The sequence below is a fragment of the Enterococcus sp. DA9 genome, from assembly GCF_008000875.1.
GTDB lineage: Bacteria > Bacillota > Bacilli > Lactobacillales > Enterococcaceae > Enterococcus_B > Enterococcus_B lactis.
This window is the reverse complement of record NZ_CP042839.1, coordinates 1,854,135-1,873,809: the sequence shown is the minus strand read 5'-3', so window position 1 is coordinate 1,873,809 and position 19,675 is coordinate 1,854,135. Positions and strand designations below refer to the sequence as shown.

Genomic DNA, 19,675 nt, shown 5'->3' with positions numbered 1-19,675 from the left:
TCACCTCATATTTTTTGTAAAGTAATCAATTGTTCTAATTCGCGATAATCTAAAAACTGCACACGCAGATGCTTCTCGCCTTTCTTGACATCAAATTGGACACTACGCCGTTTTTTCTTTATTCGTTTGAAGGCAATATCAGAGAGTCTGTGTTTGATTTCCTTTAACGGTAAATCCGGAAGTGCTTCAGAAGGAACATAGATTCTTAATGATAAAAGATAATCTTGATATTTCTCATCTGTTACCTCTACTTCTAGATATTCCCTGATGTAATAACAATACGCTTCGATTCCATTGTCCAAAGCAACAGTCGGATCGATGATCTTATAGCACATCATTCGCGCGCGATTCTCGTCAACCCAAGGAAAATACGCCTGAGCATTCAGTGTTCCGCGGACACGTCTTTCTTTATAATTTCCTCCTTGAATTTCATAACTTTTCGTTACAAAGAACGAGGCATTTTTTTTGGGAACAGGTTGCATTTGCGCATTTTGATACTGGACAGATTGAATCGTATGATCAGTATAAATGTATTCAACAAATGGTGGTTTCAACAATCCCACGCCGTTATCCCAAGCAAGGTGGTCAAACCCAAGCTGGTCTCTAAAATAGGATTGGAATAGCTGATTGTTTGTTTTTTGCCAATTGAATGGGTCTCGATAAAGCTGGATATATATGACTTCATTATCTAATTCTTTCACTTTTTCTACTTGTTGTGTATCGAGAAAAATCGGTTTTGGGATAATCTGATGGTAATAGTGACTGTAATACATTTCCCAGCATGAGGTAAAACATAAGCCTTGATAAAAAAGATCGTAGCCTGGAAATTGATTGCAATCCACTACTACGTCGCCATTTTTCTGTTTCATTTTAGGTAAACGCTCGATTTCATCCATCGTCTCAAACAGCAGCCGCTGGGTGATCTCTTTTGTATTGTGATAGATAAACTCGCTATACGCTCTCATATAAGCAAACACACCATGGGCAATCATTTTTTTCTGAATGAAATCTCGAATCAAAAACTGGTTTTCTTTGAAAACAGAGATAGACAATACATTTTTTATCAACAATTGATTGCCTTCCAAACGAAAACTACACTCGTTCTCGTCATTCCCTACAACTAACCAGCTTTCGTCTCTTACCGATGCGAGCATTATTTTTTCTTGAAGTTTCCTAAGATTATACGGGTCCGCTTGTTGAGTGAAAGAGCGGATAAATGTTGGCTGGATCAACAGACGTGTCAAAACAGCCCAATCGCTTATTTCCTGGTTTTTTTCTTCATCATCTAAGTCTGTGAGCTGGATAGTCATTAATAATTTATCTTCACCAATCATTTTCTCACCTCTTTCAAATCTTTTTATAATTTAATTATAACGAATGATAAAGAAAAACTAAAACTTTTTGTCTTGGAAACCAATTTTAGGTATTACATGGTAAACTAAGTAAAAAAGGAACAAAGAGGTGTTCGCGATGGGATTGAAATTTGAACGTACAGACAATTTAGATAAACTTTTCGAATCATTTGCTGTCGATCCGGAAAAAACAGTTGCGCCAAAAGAAGAAATCGATCGGTTTCTAAAACCGCAACCACAAAAAGAAAAGAAAAAAGACAAGAAACAAAAGTAAGATAAGTTCTGCAAAAAAAAGACTTACCAGCCAAACTTTTATGGAAGAGTTTGACTGGTAAGTCTTTTTTATTCTTTTTATGATTCGATTGCTTGTTCGATTGCTGCCCATGCTTCTTCTTTTCCTTGTTTTGTAACGGAAGAAAAAAGAATAAATGTGTCATTATGATCAAAATCCAATGCTTTTTTGATCTCGCTTTCATGCTTGTTCCATTTACCGCGAGGAATCTTATCTGCCTTAGTAGCAACAACGATCACAGGGATATCATAATACTTCAAAAATTGATACATCTGGATATCTTCTTGAGAAGGCTTATGGCGTAGATCTACTAAAGAAACGACCGCACGTAGTTGTTCTCTGGTCGTTAAATATGTCTCGATCATCTTTCCCCATTTTGCTCGTTCAGTTTTGGATACTTTTGCATACCCGTATCCTGGAACATCGACAAAATGCAACGCATTCTCAATCAAATAAAAGTTCAAGGTCTGGGTCTTTCCAGGCTTACCGGAAGTACGCGCTAAATTCTTTCGATCAATCAATGTGTTGATAAAAGAAGATTTCCCTACATTTGATCTCCCTGCCAGAGCTATTTCCGGCAATTGTGTCTCTGGATATTGTTTTGGTGCCACTGCACTTATGATGATTTCAGCTTGATGGACTTTCATGGTCTCTCTCCTTAAAAAGGTGATGAATAAAGCAAGCGGCTGTCGTAAAAGCCAAAATGACTTTTACGGCAGCCTCTTCTCATCAACCCGCTTTTTTCTCTGAATCTTTATAGATCACTGTTGGCTCACCAGACAATTCAGCTGCTTCTTTGGTAATAATCACTTTTTCGATGTTTTCATTTGAAGGGATATCAAACATCACATCCATCATGATTTCTTCGATGATAGAACGAAGACCTCGAGCACCAGTGTTGCGTTCGATTGCTTTTTTCGCAATAGCTCTCAACGCTTCAGGTTCGAATTCAAGTTCAGTATCATCTAGAGAAAGAAGCTTTTGATATTGTTTGACTAACGCATTTTTTGGCTCAGTCAAGATCCGCACCAGATCATCTGTTGTCAATTTCTCTAAAGCTGCCATAACAGGTAATCGTCCGATAAACTCAGGAATCAATCCGAATTTCAGCAAATCTTCAGGGATGATATGTTGCATGACGCTTTCGTCTTCAGAAAGTTTTTGGTTTTGTGTACCAAATCCAATCGTTTTTTCGCCCATACGGTTTTTCACGATTGTTTCGATACCATCAAACGCCCCACCTACGATGAACAAGATATTCGTCGTATCGATCTGGATAAATTCTTGATGTGGATGTTTACGTCCTCCCTGAGGCGGAACACTTGCAACAGTTCCTTCTAGAATCTTCAGCAAGGCTTGTTGGACACCCTCACCGGAAACATCACGAGTGATGGATACATTTTCGCTTTTACGCGCGATTTTATCGATCTCATCAATATAGATGATCCCTTTTTCTGCACGTTCCACATTGTAATCAGCAGACTGGAGCAATTTAAGTAAAATGTTTTCTACATCTTCACCCACATAACCAGCTTCTGTCAAACTTGTCGCATCTGCGATTGCAAAAGGTACATTCAACGTTTTTGCTAATGTTTGTGCCAAAAATGTTTTCCCTGACCCTGTAGGTCCGATCAAGCAGATATTGCTTTTTTGTAGTTCAACATCATCTGTGTTCTCTTGTGCTTGCTGATTGACACGTTTGTAGTGATTGTATACAGCAACAGCTAACGAGCGTTTTGCGCGATCTTGTCCAATCACGTAGTTATTCAATACTTCAAGAATTTCTAGTGGTTTAGGGACTTCAGTGAATTCGCGTACAGCTTCTTCATAAAATTCTTCATCAATGATTTCTTTACATAGGTCGATACATTCATTACAGATGTAGACCCCTGGACCAGCTACGATTTTTTTCACTTCTTCTTGGGTTTTCCCACAAAAAGAACAGCGTACGGTCTCATTGCTACTTGGATTGTCATACATGGTCTTCACCCCTTAACTTGCAAAAAGTATGCAAGAAACTATCAGAGACTTTACAGTCTTTTATTATCATAACATAGTTTAGTAAAAAGAAAAAGTGTTTAACAAAGGATCGATTGACCTATATCTTTGTATATTTTCACACTTAACAAAAAATAAGGGACTGTGACAACAAACATGTCACAGTCCCTTATTTCATGACCTGTATTACTTAATTTCTATTCTTTTGCTTCTGTCGCTGTACCCGTGATCAATTCGATTGCTTTTTTCATTGTCACATCATGTTCCAGCATATCTTCTGTCAACACGCGTTTGATTTGTTCGATTGGCATGTTGTATGTTTCTGATAATTCTTGGATTTCTGCATTGATTTCTTCTTCTGTTGCTTGAAGATTTTCAGCAGCTGCAATTGCTTCGATCACAAGATTTGTTCTTGTGCGCATTTCTGCTTCACCTTCGAATTGTTTATGCAAGTCTTCTTCTGTAGAACCAGTTAATTGATAGTACATTTCAGGAGAGATACCTTGACGTTGCATGTTGTTCAAGAATTCGTCCATTGAACGATGTACTTCATCATGAACCATCACGTGTGGCAATTCAACGATTTCTGCGTTTTCAACAGCCATACGGATTGCTGCTTCATCTTTTGCATCGTCTGCTGCTTTTTCTTTAGTTTCTACTAATTCTTTGCGATATTTTTCTTTCAATTCGTCTAATGTTGATACTTCGTCATCCACATCTTTTGCGAATTCGTCATCTAATTCAGGCACTTCTTTTGCTTTTACTTCATGGATTGTCACTTTGAAGACTGCTTCTTTTCCAGCAAGATCTTCTGCTTGATAATCTTCTGGGAAAGTTACATTTACATCTAGACTTTCACCTGATTTATGACCAACTAATTGATCTTCAAATCCTGGAATGAATGAACCTGAACCTAATTCAAGTGAGTAATTTTCGCCTTTTCCGCCATCAAACGCTTCGCCATCTACAAAGCCTTCGAAGTCGATTACTACTGTATCGCCATTTTCAGCTGCAGCATCTTCTTTGATAACTAATTCAGCTTGTGCTTCTTGTTCACGTTTGATACGTGCATCCACGTCAGCATCTGTTACTTCACGATCTTGTTTTTCAACAACTAGATCTTTATATTGTCCTAATTTTACTTCTGGTTTCACTGTTACTTCAGCAGTGATTACCCAGTCTTGACCTTTTTCCATGCTTTCAACATCGATTTTTGGTTGAGAAACAGGATCGATACCAGCTTCTTTGACAGCAGCTTCATAAGCTTCTGGTAATACAGCATTCAATGCATCTTCATATAAAGCTTCTTCACCGTACATACGGTTGAATACTTGACGAGAAACTTTTCCTTTACGGAATCCAGGTACGTTCAAGCTTTTTTTCACTTTATTAAACGCAGTTGTTAATCCTTTTTGGATTTCGTCTTGCGCAATCGTAAATTTTAAAACACCATCATTCGTGCCTTTTTTTTCAAATGTTGCAGTCATTTAATTCCCTCCGAGTTTAGAAATTCATTTTATACATCAAAAACGTTTCATGCATACCTTTAAATAGTACACTAACCCTTTCAAATTGTAAACATATTGAATGGGTAGAATCATTGTTTTTCATAGCATTTTTATCTTTTTCACTGATAAAATCTAATGGAAGAAGATCATTTGCTCCAAAATTTTCTCTCGTTTTTTAAAAAAATTTTGTTTTTCATCTTCCGTACCATCATACATCGTTTTTCCTGTACATGCCTCTACAGTCAGTTGAAACCAACGCCTCGGGTCTTCAATGTATGTATCATAGACAGGATAAACGATTGCAGATTGCAACGTAAATTCTTCTTTCAGCACCGAACTAAGTAGCGCATCTTCATTCCCATAATGGTCTGATAACACACACAATTGTTGATAACTTGACTGTTGCTGTGGCTTAGGCAAATCTTTGGGTATAACTTTGACTAGTTTTTCTTCAATCGTCAAATAGAAAACAGGGTTGCATTCATTCAATTGCCTAAGCGTCTCCAGCAATTTTGCCCTCGCTAAAATATGGACCTCTGGTAATACAATCAGTTTACTTGCTGTTTGGATAAACTCATGGTAAGGAAGCTGTTCGATCTCCTCAATAGACGACAGCTGACGTGCTGGTTCCAATGAAGGAAGTTCCTCCGATTTTTTATGGAGCGCCTTGACTTTTTGCCTCTCCATTTGGCCGGATAACTCTTCTGCAAATTGGATTTTTTCAATGATACGCTGCTCAAAAGATTCATAAAAATCTGTACTTGCTATCAATTTTCTAGCATATAAAAAATCTTGTGCACTGATTAACAAGTCAAAATAAAATTCAGCAAACTCCTCGTTTTGAAGATACTGTTTTTCATGTAAGAGTGCTTGTTTCAACGCTTCTTTTTTCTCGTCTAACTCATAAAGACAAAAAACAAGCAGGCTATTAGCCTCAAAGCTTTCTTTCAACTCGTAAGCACGTTGAAATAGTTCTTTTGCCTGCTGATATTGCTGGTTTGCTAGTGCTTGTTGGGCCACTCGCATTAAATTCTCATATTTTTCTGGAAAATCAATCGGCTTCACGCAGTGTCCTCCTCTTGCTTATGTTCAGCTCATGTTCAATAGTAGCAAAACAAAAAAAGCATGACAATTAAAAATAATCGAAGCATCCTCTAAAAGCTAGATTTTTGATCTGACTTTTATAAGATGCTTCAAACTACTGTTTTTTATGGATCATCAGCTGTTAACTTCTTGGTTGAATGCTTTGATCAGATTAATCGTAACGACACTTGTATTAGTGAAAAAATCTCCCAGATGCTGCTTTTTCTGATTAAAGATTGCTGGAAGATACCCTAACATCAGCAAAGGAAACTTTAAAATGAACCGGCAAGCACCTTCTCTAACTAAAACAGTTGACCAGCTAAGTTCTTCTTCATCAAAGCTGATGACTCGAATACCGAAGATCATTTTCCCAATCGTTTGGCCATGATTGAGTTTCGTCAATAAAACAAAATACGCTAAATAAATGAGTAATGCCGTGAATCCATAGAGACTCAAATACGAATCTGAAAAATTCAGCCAACCTAGATTTTTGGCAATACCAAGTGTTAAACGTGTAATAGCTCCGATACACAAAAGATCGATCAAGAAGGCAAACATTCGGATCAAAAAGCCTGCATAGAAATAATGAGGAAAATCATTTGCTTTTGGTGGTTCATTTTTTGTGTCAGTATACTTTTTCCATTTCCGTTGTTTCTTTTTGATTTCTTCTGATGTCATCGGTTCTCTTTCAAAAGAGCTCAGCACTTTTTGGGAAAAGCTTGGATCAGGTCCCACAGCAGGCTGCTGTTGCCTCTCTCTTCCTTGTTCCGTATTTTCGTTTGGAAGTTCCGTCATGCTTACTCACCTCCGTAATAATACATTGCTTTTGGTGATTCTGCAGTTCCGAGATTCTCAAGTATTGATAAGATCTGACTAGTTTCAGAAGATTTCAATCCTTGGAACTCTGCCAGTTTGCTCCCTAACCATGTGCTGGCAAATCCAGATGATGGGGAGGAATATTCTACTAATTCAGCATCTTCAAGCTTTTGTTCCTTTCGCATAGCTTGTAAGGCGTCTTCAGGGAATCCCAATTCATCAACTAAACCTACTTCTTTTGCTTGGACACCATCATAAATCCTTCCATCTGCTATTTTTTTGACTGCTTCTTCAGATTTATTCCGTCCCTCGCTAACGATTCTTACAAATCGTTGATACGCACTATCAATATACGCTTGAAGCACTGCTTCCTCTTCTTTTGTCTTTGGGCGTGTTCCTGATCCCATATCTTTCAACGCGCCACTTTTCACTGTTGTGTCTTCCACACCCAGTTTTTCTAAAAGCCCTGAATAATTCAATCCTGACATGATCACACCAATTGAACCGGTCACTGTTTCTTCGGTTGCAAAGATTTTATCTGCTTGAGCAGAAATATAGTAACCACCGCTAGCTGCCATGTTTTTCATACTGACATACATCGGGATATCATGTTCTTTACGGATCGTATCTAATTTCTTAGCGATTTCCGCACTTTCATAGACACCGCCACCAGGAGAGTTTACTTCTAAAAAGATTCCTTTAACTGTTGGATCTTCTTCCACAGCTTTCAGTTGTTCCATGAAATTTTCATGGTTATAACCTTCAGAAGCAAATAAGCCAGAAGATCCTCCTGCAGCAATCGTTCCATCTACTGTCAGTTTTACGATTTTTTGCGTACTGTCTCCCTCTTCCAACACATTTGGTACTAACTCTTCATCCCCGTATAACCAACTGTTCAACCCTTCGACTTGATTGTTTTCCTGAGGGTTAGTCAAACTCGCCGAAACTAACGAAACCACAAATAATCCCGCAGCAATCAGAACTGCTGCCCAACGTTTTTTATTCATTCTTTCTCCTTTCTAATACAAGTTTTTTATGACGATTACAGTTTCTGACTTCTCGGAAGCGTCGAACCGCTCTGCTTTTTCTTCACGCGCATACCCAGAAAATGATTCTTTTGTCCATTCATCTTCTACCGTAAACTCTCGCGCTTGGACAACTTCCAAGGCATCAGGTGCGATTTCCTGGATGCTATCCCAACCAGTATCTAAAAATATTTTTGTATCATCTGATACACCAGCTGATGCTTCAAATTCGGACAATTGTTTTTTTAACATTCCAAGTGTCATGATTTCAATTTTTGAATCCATTTTTCTCCTCCTTCATCCTATTACTTTCCATTGTACCGAACTCCTGAAAAAGATGATAGACAAAAACCGATTATTTTTTGATACAAAACGCACACCCAAAAGGCAATTCGATATATACCAATTTATTTTTATTCTTTTTTTGTTGACAAAAACATTCGCAAAAGGGTATGATTTTAAATGTTTCCAGATAAAAAACAAAAAAGGAGGATAGTTATACCTTTTAGGATAGCGCCTGGTCTGTGTAAACAGATGACGAGGAGAGGGTTTATCGAAAGATTCGGCGGATGACCCTAGGGACTGCACTCTACAGAAGATCCACAAAAAGTATCTGCAAAGATAAAACAAAAGGATTTTCCTGCAGCTGGAAGCATTCATACGAATTCATTATAGAAAGTAGGATGTTTTTTATGTGCGGAATTGTTGGAATGATTGGATTAAAAAATGTAACACCAGGATTGATTGGCGGGCTAGAAAAATTGGAATACCGCGGTTATGATTCAGCTGGCATCTTTGTCTCAGATGGCACGACAGATCATTTAGTCAAAGCACAAGGCAGAATCCAAAATTTAAAAGATAGAATAACTTCTGATACTACAGGAAATATAGGCATAGGCCATACACGTTGGGCAACCCACGGACAACCATCTGAGGAAAATGCCCATCCACATACTTCACAAAGCGGGCGTTTCGTGCTTGTCCATAATGGCGTGATCGAAAACTTCGAAGAACTTAAAAATGCTTATTTAACAGATGATCACTTTATCGGTGAGACAGATACTGAGATTATCGCTCATCTGATTGAAACTTTTGCGAAGGATATGACGGCAAAAGAGGCATTTTTAAAAGCTTTGCGCGTCATCAAAGGTTCTTATGCTTTCGCTTTGATTGATCGTACAACACCTGATGTGATTTATGTAGCGAAAAACAAAAGCCCATTGTTAGTAGGACTTGGTGATGGATTCAATGTAATTGCTAGCGATGCAATGGCTATGCTTGCTCATACGAAGAAATTCGTCGAGGTCGAAGATGAAGAGATGGTTACCGTTACATCAGACAAAATTATTATCCAAAATTTTGCGGGCGACATTATGGAACGTTCTTCATTTGAAGCGCAAGTAGATGCTTCAGATATCGAGAAAGGCACCTATCCTTTTTATATGCTGAAAGAAATCGACGAACAGCCTATTATCATGCGCCGTATTGCTCAAAAATACGTAACAGAAGACAATCGGGTCCCTCTTGATCCAAAACTGATCGATACATTATCTGACAGCGATCGAATCTACATCGTTGCTTGCGGAACTAGTTACCATGCGGGATTAGCTGGTAAACAGACTTTGGAAGAATTGACACAGATTCCTGTCGAGGTTCATTTAGCCAGTGAATTCGGCTATAACACACCTCTTCTTTCACAAAAACCATTCTTTATTTTCTTGAGTCAAAGTGGCGAAACAGCGGACAGTCGGCAAGTGCTGGTAAAAATCAACCGTCTTGACTATCCTTCACTTACGATTACAAATGTTGCTGGCTCTACTCTTTCGCGAGAAGCATCCTTCACCCTATTGTTGCATGCCGGACCTGAGATTGCAGTAGCATCAACGAAAGCTTATACTGCACAAATAGCAGTACTGACTTTATTAGCCAAAGCTATCGGTGACAAAAAAGAATTAGAAACTTCTCTTTCGTTCGATATCACTCATGAATTGAGTTTAGTCGCAAATGCGATGGAATCGGTCATTGCCCAGAAAGATTATTTAGAGGAGCTAGCTGCAGAATACCTCAGTGACACAAGAAATGCTTTTTATATCGGACGCGGGGCAGACTACAACGTTTCTCTTGAAGCCGCTTTGAAATTGAAAGAAATCAGTTATATCCAGGCTGAAGGTTTTGCTGCTGGTGAATTGAAACACGGAACAATTGCTTTGATTGAAGAAGGAACACCCGTGATCGGAATCATCAGTGAAGAAGTGACTGGCGCGCATACTCGAGGTAATCTGAAAGAAGTCGAAAGCCGTGGTGCTAAAATATTAGTTATCGTCTCAGAAGGATTAGAAAAGGAAAATGACCAACTAGTACTGCCAGCAGTCCACCCTTATCTGTCTACTCTTGCTACAGTCGTGCCGACTCAATTACTTGCCTATTACGCCACACTGTTACGAGGGTTTGACGTTGACAAGCCACGCAATCTGGCGAAATCAGTGACAGTTGAGTAACGTTTCTGTACGGGAAATCATTTGATTTTTGCACTCTTTTGTAAAAAAATAAAAGCATAGTATGTACCGAACACCAAAAAATTTGATTTTTAGTGTTCGGTATTTTTACTTTATTTCATTTCCCGTTTACTTTTTAAAACCTCGTTTAAATAAATCGTTCACTTTCTCTGTCTATAATATTGGAGTTCCTTTAATAATTTGGCTTTTAATTCCGTTTCTTCAACTACTTCAAGTAAATCAAACCCTTTTTGCATTAATTTTGTATCGTTTTGGCAGTACCCCAATCTTACGAAGATCATGCCTAGAAAATCAGCTCGTTTTGCTCGTTTCGCCATATCTTTTGCTAGATTCAACATGTATCGGCCATCTTCTACAAGATTTTTTTGTATATATATTTGAGAGATATTCATCAAAAGTGTCAGCCTTACTGTATCGACAACATCCAATCGATTATATCTATCAAGCGTAGCTAATAGAATCGGATACATTATTTCTAACGTGCTGATTTCTAGATGAAATGAAATGATCGCAAATATTTGAATATCTCTTAATGTCCACACCTCTATTTTTGAAAGCCGCTGCCAAATCGGAGTCACCAACCCTTTGAATTCTGTTTTATCAAAGTCTATAGGATCAGCAGATAAATACAAGCGTAAAATCAACAGGATTTCTTCTATTTTTTTATCTGAACAAGTAGATGTAAATTCTAAACATCGTCTATACAACTTTCTTATCTGTGCACTTTCTGTATTTGAAATAATAGAATAAAAATCCTCAATAAGCCTTGTACGATTATCTCTATTATCTCTATTCTCTATATTTGCCAAATATCTAAATTCATCTAAAGATACATCTATCCTCTCTAATAAATAACAAGCATTTTCAAACCTTGGCTCCGTCTCATTTTTTTCAATCCGCGAAAGAGTTGTCCTATCTAAAAAATCATTACAAACTTCTTTTTGAGTCATTCCTTTCCCTTTCCTTATAAATCGATACATTTCGCCAAACCTCAATTTTTTCTCCCTCCAAAATTTTTGTGAGCTTATGCAACAAATCTACCAAAAACAATTCGATGATTATAAAATATAAGGGTAACAAAGAAACTATTATACTTATATTATAACAAAAACAAAATGGAGGTTGTCCTATGATAAGAAAAATGCTTATTATTTTTGTCACTACAATTGTTGTTTCCTCACTCGTCCTGACTTCTACTGCAATCGTCTCCCTTGCTTCTGAATTAGATACTACCACTATCAAGCCTGATGTTTACAAAAATGATAGTTATGAAGATGCTAACGGCAATAGAGGGACTGGTAGAATAACCTTGACTGAAGCACGCTGGAGTTCTACCTATGATTTTCGATGGTAACAAAATTAACGCTCTTACGCTGGTCTATTCTCTTTTTTGATAGTATAGTTGCTTCTCTTGTTTTGTACTTCCTTATTGCGGACGGGCAAAACTATTATTACGTCTATCTATTGGCTCAAATTCCTAGTTATATTATTCTTGATCATATCCACAAAAAAATAGGATTAAAAGCAGATAAAGCACGCAAACGTGCTATTTTACTAGTGATGTTGAGTTTTTTCATCTCTTACATTGGTATAATATTTCTTACACAATATGTTTTTAAATAAAAGAAAAAGCAAAGACCTGCGACGAATAACCGTCACTAGTCTTTGCTTTTTCTCTTCTACCTTAGGTTCTTAATCTAGACCGATTTCTTCTTTGACTACTGCTGCGATTTTATCGACATAGTAATTGACTTTCTCATCGGTAGGCGCTTCTGCCATCACACGAAGTAATGGTTCTGTGCCGGAAGGGCGAACTAGGATTCTACCTTCTGACCCCATTTCAGCTTCTGCTTCTTCGATCACTTTTTTAATTGCTGGAACATCCATCGCACCATTTTTATCACTTACACGGATATTCACTAATTTTTGCGGATAAATCGTTACCTCTGCTGCAAGCTCAGATAATTTTTTACCCGTCTGTTTCATAATATTCAACAACTGAATTCCTGAAAGCATCCCATCACCAGTTGTGTTGAAATCTAAGAAAATCATGTGTCCAGACTGCTCGCCACCAAAATTATAATCGTTTTTGCGCATTTCTTCTACAACATAACGATCACCGACTTGTGTAACGACATCTTTCAGACCGATTCCTTCTACCGCTTTGTGGAAGCCTAAGTTGCTCATCACAGTTGTAACGATGGTGTCTTTTTTCAAGCGATTTTTTTCTGCTAAGTATTTAGCACAGATAAACATGATTTTATCACCATCGACGATATTCCCAAGTTCATCTACCGCGATGATGCGATCGCCATCGCCATCGAAAGCTAGACCAGCGTCCGCTCCTTTTTCAACGACCATCTCAGCTAAACGTTCTGGATGCGTAGAACCTACCCCATCATTGATGTTTAAACCATCTGGATTTGTGCCCATTGTATAGAAATCTGTTTCAAGATCAGCGAACAAACGATTGACACTTGTTGAAGTTGCTCCGTTTGCTGCATCGACACAAATCGTCAAACCGGAAAGATCGCCATTGATCGTTTGAACAAGGAATTGAGAATATTTCAATAAACCTTCTGGAAATTCTTCTACAGTTCCCAAACCGTCAGCTGATGGACGAGGCAATTCATCTACTTCTGCATCCAACAATGCTTCGATTTCTAGTTCTTGATCATCTACTAATTTAAAACCGTCTGCACCAAAAAATTTGATTCCATTATCCTGCGCTGGATTGTGAGAAGCAGAGATCATCACTCCTGCACTTGCTTTTTGTAACCGTGTCAGATAAGCAACACCCGGCGTAGAAATCACACCTAGTTGGAACACTTCGATACCCACCGATAAAAGTCCTGAAATCAGCGCTTCTTCTAACATTTGACCTGAGATTCTTGTATCCCGCCCCACTAGTACGCGTGGGCGTTTTCCTTCTTCTTCATGCTGGCTTAGGACATAACCTCCGCATCGTCCCAGCTTAAATGCAAGTTCTGGCGTAAGTTCCTTGTTGGCTTCACCGCGGACGCCGTCTGTTCCAAAATATTTACCCATAGTTGTAAAATTACTCCTTTAACTTAATTTTCCGAGGAATTTGTTCTGCTCATTTGTGTTGATTCGCTTGTTTGCGACGTTTCTTCTGTACTCGTGGATGAACTGCTTGTTGCAGATTCCGAACTAGAAGAGATGGACGTTGTTGTTGAAGGTACCGTTACTGAATCAGCAGATGTGGTGCTTGTACTTATATTTGTATCTTCTTGTGTCCGACTGCTCGTCGAAGCGGAGCTGCTGCTTGACGTTTGCATTACGGGTGTAATCTCCACACTGACTGATTTAGGTTTGATACTTAGTCCTTCTTCTACTGGTATTTCGATTTTACGAGTTGTTCGATGACTGATTCCTGAGACATTGATTGGTACAACGATACTGTCGCCGATTGACGCAAGCAAATCGCTAGATCCGCTTACTTCTGCTTCCAGGTCTGAAAAACTGAAATCATAGCTTTTAACCCCAGCAGCTGGTGTTCCTTGTTGCGTCCCATAAAGTCGTACCGTTTTGCTTGGTTTGATTGCATCAGCTTTCACAGTTACTTGCACTGGATCGGAAATGATACTTAATATTTCTCCTGCTGCGTTCAGCGCTTGTATCGGCACTTCACTATTGATTCCATCATCCGTGACCATCGAAGCATCTACATCAGCTACTACTCGTTTGATTTCGGCCAACGTTTTATCACCTGTAGTGATAGAGACTTTTTTAGGACTAACGGAAGTATCATCCAGCTCATATCCAGATGGTGTGATCGTTGAAGGAATCAATGTTTCCACATCGAAATCTTTTGTCACCTTTTTCTCAACCGTTACTGTAATAGTTGATGGTTCCATCTTTGCTGTGACAGCACTGCTCAAGTTCTGAATTTTCAGCGGAACTTCATGTGTTCCTTCGCCAAGCTTAGTGATATCTGCAGTGATGCGAAACATCCGTGTATCTTCGTTTGCTTCTGCATTCAACTGGACTCGGTTTGCACTGGAAAGTTTGACCGTCACTGTGTTTTCATATCCATGGATATAATAGCGTTGCGAATCATAAGAAATTTTGATTGGCACACCAGTGACTGTTTGATTATACGCTTCATTTCCAGAAAGCGTGTTTTGAACGGACTGTCCATTTGCATTGAAGTACAGTGCAATACTGAACAGCAATGCAATAAAACTGTAAAGAATGCTTGTCCGTTTCTCTTTTGAGATCATTTGCGATCCCCTCCCTTAGTCATACCGTCTAGGAAAGATTGAATCACGTTTTTCTTATTTTTTGTTTTCTCTTCAGCAATTAATTCTCTACGCAAGATTGCCAAATATTCTTGCTGGGATAAGCCAGCCATCAGTTCATTATCTAACGTGATGCTGACGTCCCCGGTTTCTTCAGAGACAACGATGGTGATCGCGTCGCTGACTTCGCTTATACCGACAGCTGCCCGGTGTCGAGTCCCGAATTCTTTAGGGATCAACATACTTTCTGATAGAGGAAGATAGGCACTTGCTACTGCGATCTTTCCTTCTTTTACAATAACTGCACCATCATGCAGCGGTGTATTAGGAATAAAGATATTGATCAGCAGCTCCCCAGTGATATCTGCATCTAAAGCAATCCCTGTCTCAATATACTCATCTAATCCAGTATGACGTTCGATAGTGATCAGCGCACCGATTTTTCGCTTGGACATATATTGGATGGCTTTGTCAAAAGACAAGATCATCTTCTCATCTTCCTGCTGTTCGCTTTTTGATTGTTTGAAAAGCGAACTGCGTCCAAGATGTTCCAGTCCTCTCCGGATTTCCGGCTGAAAAATCACGATAGCAGCTATCACCCCGTACGTGATGACTTGGTTCATCAGCCAAGACAAGGTGTGCAGACCAATGATTTCTGCTACGATTCGGATAACAATAAAAATAGCTACACCTTTCAGAAGCTGAATCGCTTTTGTGCCTCGCAGCAGTTGGATCAGTTTGTATACAAGATACCAGACAACCAGAATATCAAGTATGTTCACCAAAAAATTCAGAGAGAACAAGTCACCGGAAAATATTTGCTGCCAATAGTCCAAATTAAAAAGTTCCCCGATTTGAAATGACATAAAAAGCCTCTCTTCTCTTTTGAGATTTCCTCTCTAGTATATCATATGTTTTAATTTTAGAGGCTGATCTACTCGTTTTTTTCTTGAGAAAAACACATAATTTTCAAGAAAATTACAAGTATGCGTTTTATTTTTCTCTAGAATAAAAATTTTTAAACCTCAGAGAATTATTCATTACATTTTTTCTGTTATTTTTCACTTTTTTCTTCTGTAACGTGTTCCATTTTTTTACGTCGTTCTGCTCGAGCGGCTCTTCGGGCAGCTCTTCTTTCTTCCGCTTCAAGATCCGTCGTTTTTTCTTTTCTCGTCTTAACGACTACATCAATGGACTCTTCTGGTTCAAGTCTTTTCTTGATTTTTTCTAATTCTCCTGACAGTGCAGCATAGTTGTAAAAACGTTTTTTAGCATCTTGGACAGTCTTTTCAAATAAAGCTTTTGCAAGATTTGGATTTGCGTTCTCTAGTGAAGAAAAGCGAACCTGTTTCCTCATGAAATCAGGCATAGTAGAGAAATCAGGTTTTTTGTAGTCCAAAGTCATTGGTTTCTTGTTTTTTTCGACCATTGTAGGGTTATATCGATATAATGACCAATAACCAGAAGAAACAGCTTCTTTTGCTTCTTTAAGCGATTCTTTCATTCCACCAAGCAAGCCATGTGTGATACAAGGTGTATAGGCAATAATCAGAGAAGGACCAGGATACTTTTCTGCTTCTTCAAATGCTTTGATTGTCTGCATTTGATTGGCCCCTGAAGCGATTTGTGCTACATAGACATTCCCATATGTCATCGCCATCATCCCTAAGTCTTTCTTTGAAGCATATTTTCCACTAGCTGAAAATTTAGCGATTGCCGAAGCTGGTGTTGCTTTTGAGGTTTGACCGCCAGTATTGGAATAGACTTCGTTATCCAAAACAAGGATATTTACGTCTGCTCCGCTAGCAAGTACATGATCGATCCCGCCAAAACCAATGTCGTAAGCCCATCCGTCTCCGCCAATCATCCATTGGCTGTTTTTTACGAATAGATCTCTTCTCTTGTATATATCTTCCAGTTCAGGGACAATTGATCGTTCATTTTCGATCGCTGCTTGCAGTTTTGCTGCTCTTTGTTGCGTTCCTTCACTCTCAAAGAGATGTTCCAACCAGTCTTCCATCAATTCTCGCAGTTCTTCTGACACTTTTGGCAATACTTCTTTGATTGAATTTGCCAAAGCCTCACGACGAGTCTGTGCCGCCAGAAGCATACCATAACCAAATTCAGCATTATCTTCCAATAAAGAATTTGACCATGCAGGCCCTTGACCACATTCGTTTGTCGTATAAGGCGAAGCTGGAGAGGCACCGCCCCAAATAGAAGAACAGCCTGTCGCATTCGCAATCATCATTCGATCGCCGAACATTTGTGTCAATAATTTTACATAAGGTGTTTCGCCACAGCCTGAGCAAGCGCCTGAGAATTCAAGAAGTGGTTGGTTGAATTGTGTCGATAAAACCGTATTTTTCCCTTTCACTGGATTTTCTTTTTGTCTTAGCGTCATCGCAAAAGCCCAATTCATAGCTTGTTCTTTCTGTTCTTCATAAGGTTTCATCACTAAAGCTTTGCCTTTTGCGGGACAAGCCTCTACACACAGACCACAACCTGTACAGTCTTCCACTGAAACTTGGATACGGTATTTTACGCCGTCTGCGCCTCTCATTTCTCTCACGATAAATCCTTCTGGTGCTTCTTCCATTTCCTCTTCATCTGCTAAAAATGGACGGATGGCAGCATGTGGACACACAAAGGCACATTCATTACACATCGTACAGCGATCACTAATCCACTCAGGTACTTCTAAAGCGACACCTCGCTTTTCAACAGAAGCCGTTCCTAAAGGCATTTCGCCAGTTGTCATTCCATTTGCTACAAGCGTACCAACAGAGAGATGATTCCCTTCCTGCGCATTCACTGGCTCAAGGATTTCTTGTACATACCCCTTGTTCCTTTTATTGATTTTTTCAGGCATCTCCAATGTTTTCCAATTTTCTGGAATCACAACTTCATGAAGCAGTTCGATTGTCCGATCGATTGCCTGTATGTTTTTTTCTACGATAGCCATTGATTTATGCCCGTAGCTTTTTAGTGCTTCTTCTTTTAGCAACGGAATCACTTCATCAAATGGAATGATGTCAGCTAATTTAAAAAATGCTGTTTCCATTGCCGTATTGATCCGTCGTCCCAAACCAACTTCTTGGGCCAATCTCATGGCATTGATCGTATAGAACCGAATGTTATTTTCAGCCAAGTAACGTTTTAATTTTATGGGCAGATGCGTTTCTAATTGTTCGTCACTCCAAAGAGTATTCAGTAAAAAGATTCCACCTGGCTTCAATCCTTTGACTAAGTCATAGCTATGCAGGTAAGCTGGTGTGTGACAAGCAACAAGGTCCGCATGCTCGACAAGATACGCTGAACGTATCGGCGTATCTCCAAAACGCAGATGAGAGACAGTTAGACCGCCAGATTTTTTCGAATCATAATAAAAATAGCCTTGAGCATATTTGTCTGTGTGATCCCCGATAATCTTGATGGCTGATTTATTTGCACCAACTGTTCCGTCAGATCCAAATCCCCAAAACTTTGCCTGGAATGTTTGCGGTTCTGTTAAATCTAGACTTTCTTTTGTTTCCAAAGATTGATAAGACACATCATCCACGATCCCAATGGTGAACCGTTTTTTGCGTATACTTGGATCTTTTTGCAATTCATCAAAAACTGCCGAGATTTGATCGGGTGTCACATCTTTCGAACCTAATCCGTAGCGACCACCAATAATAGCCGGGCGAAATTCAGAATCATATAACGCACTTTGAACGTCTAATAAAAGGGGTTCTCCCCCTGCTCCTGGCTCTTTACTTCGATCAAGAACAGCGATTGCTTTTACTGTATGAGGTAACTTTTGCACAAATGTTTCCACTGGAAAAGGTCGATAAAGATGGATATTCAAAAAACCTGTTTTCCGTCCGTTTGCATTCAAATAATCAACTGTTTGCTCAATCGTCTGTGCAACTGATCCCATCGAAACAATGACCTCTTCTGCATCAGCTGCTCCGTAATAAGTCACCAAATCATAAGAAGTACCTCGTAATCGATTAATCTCTTTCATATATTTTTGTACGATTGCAGGTAACTTATCATAATACGGATTGATTGTTTCCCGTTGTTGAAAATGAATATCTGGATTCTGGTTCGTGCCACTAACTGTCGGATGATTGGGATTCATCCCACGTTTACGAAAAGAAGCTAACTTCTCCTGATTGACCAAAGGAGCTAATTCTTCATATTCCAAAACTTCGATTTTTTGAATTTCGTGACTCGTACGGAACCCATCAAAGAAATTCAAAAAAGGCAATTCGCCTTCAATGGAAGCAAGATGGGCAACAGGTGCCAAATCCATCACTTCTTGCACACTGCTTTCAGCTAGCATCGCAAACCCTGTTTGTCTTGCAGCCATCACGTCTCCATGATCTCCAAATATATTTAAAGCATTCGTCGTCACTGCCCGACTAGCAACGTGAAAAACACTTGGCAGTAGTTCCCCAGCAATTTTATACATATTCGGTATCATCAAAAGCAACCCTTGTGAGGCGGTATATGTAGTTGTCAGCGCACCAGTTTTCAGTGAACCGTGAACCACGCCAGCTGCTCCTGCTTCGGATTGCATTTCCACTACTTTTACTGGTTGACCAAATACATTTTCTTTTCCTGCTGCTGACCATTGATCGACTAATTCAGCCATGGTCGAACTGGGCGTTATCGGATATATTGCAGCAATCTCGGTAAAAGCATAAGAAATATACGCGGCTGCCGTATTGCCGTCCATTGTTTTCATTTTTCGCATGATTCATCATCCTTGTTCATATTCTCTCTTATTATCTGTTCCATTATAACGTAAAATATTCCATTTTTTCTTTTAT

Annotated in this window: 16 protein-coding genes; 3 read left to right on the top strand and 13 right to left on the bottom strand. The window is 39.0% G+C overall.

Going from position 1 to position 19,675, the window contains the following annotated elements; genetic code table 11:
* Positions 1 to 5: 5 nt before the first annotated feature.
* Positions 6 to 1,334, bottom strand: coding sequence for a hypothetical protein (locus tag FTX43_RS09940; RefSeq protein WP_002313686.1), 1,329 nt, complete (start codon positions 1,332 to 1,334; stop codon positions 6 to 8).
* 136 nt (positions 1,335 to 1,470) lie between these two features.
* Here FTX43_RS09940 and FTX43_RS14950 point away from each other — a divergent pair, with 136 nt between their 5' ends.
* Entirely contained in the window at positions 1,471 to 1,626 is a 156-nt protein-coding gene (locus tag FTX43_RS14950) for an SPJ_0845 family protein (protein WP_002292066.1), read from the top strand.
* Between the two features lie 77 nt (positions 1,627 to 1,703).
* Here the strand turns inward: FTX43_RS14950 and yihA are convergent, their stop codons facing one another.
* The 7 genes from yihA to FTX43_RS09905 all read right to left on the bottom strand — a co-directional run bounded on the left by yihA (position 1,704) and on the right by FTX43_RS09905 (position 8,359).
* Positions 1,704 to 2,291 carry a ribosome biogenesis GTP-binding protein YihA/YsxC gene (gene yihA / locus FTX43_RS09935; protein WP_002292067.1) on the bottom strand — a complete coding sequence of 196 codons (588 nt, stop codon included), beginning with the start codon at positions 2,289 to 2,291 and terminating at the stop codon, positions 1,704 to 1,706.
* Between the two features lie 82 nt (positions 2,292 to 2,373).
* The gene (gene clpX, locus FTX43_RS09930; RefSeq protein ID WP_002292068.1) at positions 2,374 to 3,624 is read right to left on the bottom strand and encodes an ATP-dependent Clp protease ATP-binding subunit ClpX; all 1,251 of its coding nucleotides are present in this window, start codon (positions 3,622 to 3,624) and stop codon (positions 2,374 to 2,376) included.
* 215 nt (positions 3,625 to 3,839) lie between these two features.
* A complete protein-coding gene (tig, locus tag FTX43_RS09925) occupies positions 3,840 to 5,129 on the bottom strand; it encodes a trigger factor (protein ID WP_002292069.1) in 1,290 nt (429 codons plus the stop codon).
* Positions 5,130 to 5,282: 153 nt separating this feature from the next.
* Complete coding sequence (locus tag FTX43_RS09920) at positions 5,283 to 6,215, bottom strand: hypothetical protein (RefSeq protein ID WP_002313684.1); 933 nt, start codon at positions 6,213 to 6,215, stop codon at positions 5,283 to 5,285.
* A 153-nt stretch (positions 6,216 to 6,368) separates the two neighbouring features.
* On the bottom strand, positions 6,369 to 7,028 hold the full coding sequence (locus FTX43_RS09915) for an RDD family protein (RefSeq protein ID WP_002313683.1): 660 nt from the start codon (positions 7,026 to 7,028) through the stop codon (positions 6,369 to 6,371).
* Positions 7,029 to 7,030: 2 nt separating this feature from the next.
* The gene (gene sppA / locus FTX43_RS09910; RefSeq protein ID WP_002292073.1) at positions 7,031 to 8,056 is read right to left on the bottom strand and encodes a signal peptide peptidase SppA; all 1,026 of its coding nucleotides are present in this window, start codon (positions 8,054 to 8,056) and stop codon (positions 7,031 to 7,033) included.
* Positions 8,057 to 8,068: 12 nt separating this feature from the next.
* Positions 8,069 to 8,359 carry a hypothetical protein gene (locus FTX43_RS09905; RefSeq protein WP_002292074.1) on the bottom strand — a complete coding sequence of 97 codons (291 nt, stop codon included), beginning with the start codon at positions 8,357 to 8,359 and terminating at the stop codon, positions 8,069 to 8,071.
* A 407-nt stretch (positions 8,360 to 8,766) separates the two neighbouring features.
* Between FTX43_RS09905 and glmS the strand changes: the two genes are divergently transcribed.
* Positions 8,767 to 10,572 carry a glutamine--fructose-6-phosphate transaminase (isomerizing) gene (gene glmS / locus FTX43_RS09895; protein ID WP_002313682.1) on the top strand — a complete coding sequence of 602 codons (1,806 nt, stop codon included), beginning with the start codon at positions 8,767 to 8,769 and terminating at the stop codon, positions 10,570 to 10,572.
* Positions 10,573 to 10,730: 158 nt separating this feature from the next.
* Here the strand turns inward: glmS and FTX43_RS09890 are convergent, their stop codons facing one another.
* On the bottom strand, positions 10,731 to 11,570 hold the full coding sequence (locus tag FTX43_RS09890) for a helix-turn-helix domain-containing protein (protein ID WP_002336457.1): 840 nt from the start codon (positions 11,568 to 11,570) through the stop codon (positions 10,731 to 10,733).
* 149 nt (positions 11,571 to 11,719) lie between these two features.
* On the opposite strand from FTX43_RS09890, the gene FTX43_RS09880 reads away from it, so the two are divergent.
* A complete protein-coding gene (locus FTX43_RS09880; RefSeq protein WP_002306487.1) occupies positions 11,720 to 11,944 on the top strand; it encodes a hypothetical protein in 225 nt (74 codons plus the stop codon).
* A 338-nt stretch (positions 11,945 to 12,282) separates the two neighbouring features.
* Here the strand turns inward: FTX43_RS09880 and glmM are convergent, their stop codons facing one another.
* The 4 genes from glmM to nifJ form a co-directional block, all read right to left on the bottom strand.
* Positions 12,283 to 13,638, bottom strand: coding sequence for a phosphoglucosamine mutase (glmM, locus tag FTX43_RS09870; RefSeq protein WP_002292085.1), 1,356 nt, complete (start codon positions 13,636 to 13,638; stop codon positions 12,283 to 12,285).
* Between the two features lie 23 nt (positions 13,639 to 13,661).
* Positions 13,662 to 14,834: a YbbR-like domain-containing protein gene (locus FTX43_RS09865; protein ID WP_002309005.1), complete on the bottom strand. Its 1,173-nt coding sequence runs from the start codon at positions 14,832 to 14,834 to the stop codon at positions 13,662 to 13,664.
* Positions 14,831 to 15,718 (bottom strand): diadenylate cyclase CdaA, encoded by an 888-nt coding sequence (gene cdaA / locus FTX43_RS09860; protein ID WP_142644622.1) that lies wholly within the window; start codon positions 15,716 to 15,718, stop codon positions 14,831 to 14,833. Before cdaA ends, FTX43_RS09865 begins: the two co-directional genes overlap by 4 nt.
* A 188-nt stretch (positions 15,719 to 15,906) precedes the next feature.
* On the bottom strand, positions 15,907 to 19,599 hold the full coding sequence (gene nifJ, locus FTX43_RS09855; RefSeq protein ID WP_002320120.1) for a pyruvate:ferredoxin (flavodoxin) oxidoreductase: 3,693 nt from the start codon (positions 19,597 to 19,599) through the stop codon (positions 15,907 to 15,909).
* Positions 19,600 to 19,675: the final 76 nt, after the last annotated feature.

Excerpts from the sequence above, each read along its gene's own strand:
- FTX43_RS09915 (WP_002313683.1), bottom strand. The coding sequence starts at position 7,028 with ATGACGGAACTTCCAAACGAAAATACGGAACAAGGAAGAGAGAGGCAA.
- FTX43_RS14950 (WP_002292066.1), top strand. The coding sequence starts at position 1,471 with ATGGGATTGAAATTTGAACGTACAGACAATTTAGATAAACTTTTCGAA.
- clpX (WP_002292068.1), bottom strand. The coding sequence starts at position 3,624 with ATGTATGACAATCCAAGTAGCAATGAGACCGTACGCTGTTCTTTTTGT.
- glmM (WP_002292085.1), bottom strand. The coding sequence starts at position 13,638 with ATGGGTAAATATTTTGGAACAGACGGCGTCCGCGGTGAAGCCAACAAG.
- nifJ (WP_002320120.1), bottom strand. The coding sequence starts at position 19,599 with ATGCGAAAAATGAAAACAATGGACGGCAATACGGCAGCCGCGTATATT.
- yihA (WP_002292067.1), bottom strand. The coding sequence starts at position 2,291 with ATGAAAGTCCATCAAGCTGAAATCATCATAAGTGCAGTGGCACCAAAA.
- glmS (WP_002313682.1), top strand. The coding sequence starts at position 8,767 with ATGTGCGGAATTGTTGGAATGATTGGATTAAAAAATGTAACACCAGGA.
- FTX43_RS09865 (WP_002309005.1), bottom strand. The coding sequence starts at position 14,834 with ATGATCTCAAAAGAGAAACGGACAAGCATTCTTTACAGTTTTATTGCA.
- FTX43_RS09905 (WP_002292074.1), bottom strand. The coding sequence starts at position 8,359 with ATGGATTCAAAAATTGAAATCATGACACTTGGAATGTTAAAAAAACAA.
- sppA (WP_002292073.1), bottom strand. The coding sequence starts at position 8,056 with ATGAATAAAAAACGTTGGGCAGCAGTTCTGATTGCTGCGGGATTATTT.
- FTX43_RS09890 (WP_002336457.1), bottom strand. The coding sequence starts at position 11,570 with ATGTATCGATTTATAAGGAAAGGGAAAGGAATGACTCAAAAAGAAGTT.
- tig (WP_002292069.1), bottom strand. The coding sequence starts at position 5,129 with ATGACTGCAACATTTGAAAAAAAAGGCACGAATGATGGTGTTTTAAAA.
- FTX43_RS09880 (WP_002306487.1), top strand. The coding sequence starts at position 11,720 with ATGATAAGAAAAATGCTTATTATTTTTGTCACTACAATTGTTGTTTCC.
- cdaA (WP_142644622.1), bottom strand. The coding sequence starts at position 15,718 with ATGTCATTTCAAATCGGGGAACTTTTTAATTTGGACTATTGGCAGCAA.
- FTX43_RS09940 (WP_002313686.1), bottom strand. The coding sequence starts at position 1,334 with ATGATTGGTGAAGATAAATTATTAATGACTATCCAGCTCACAGACTTA.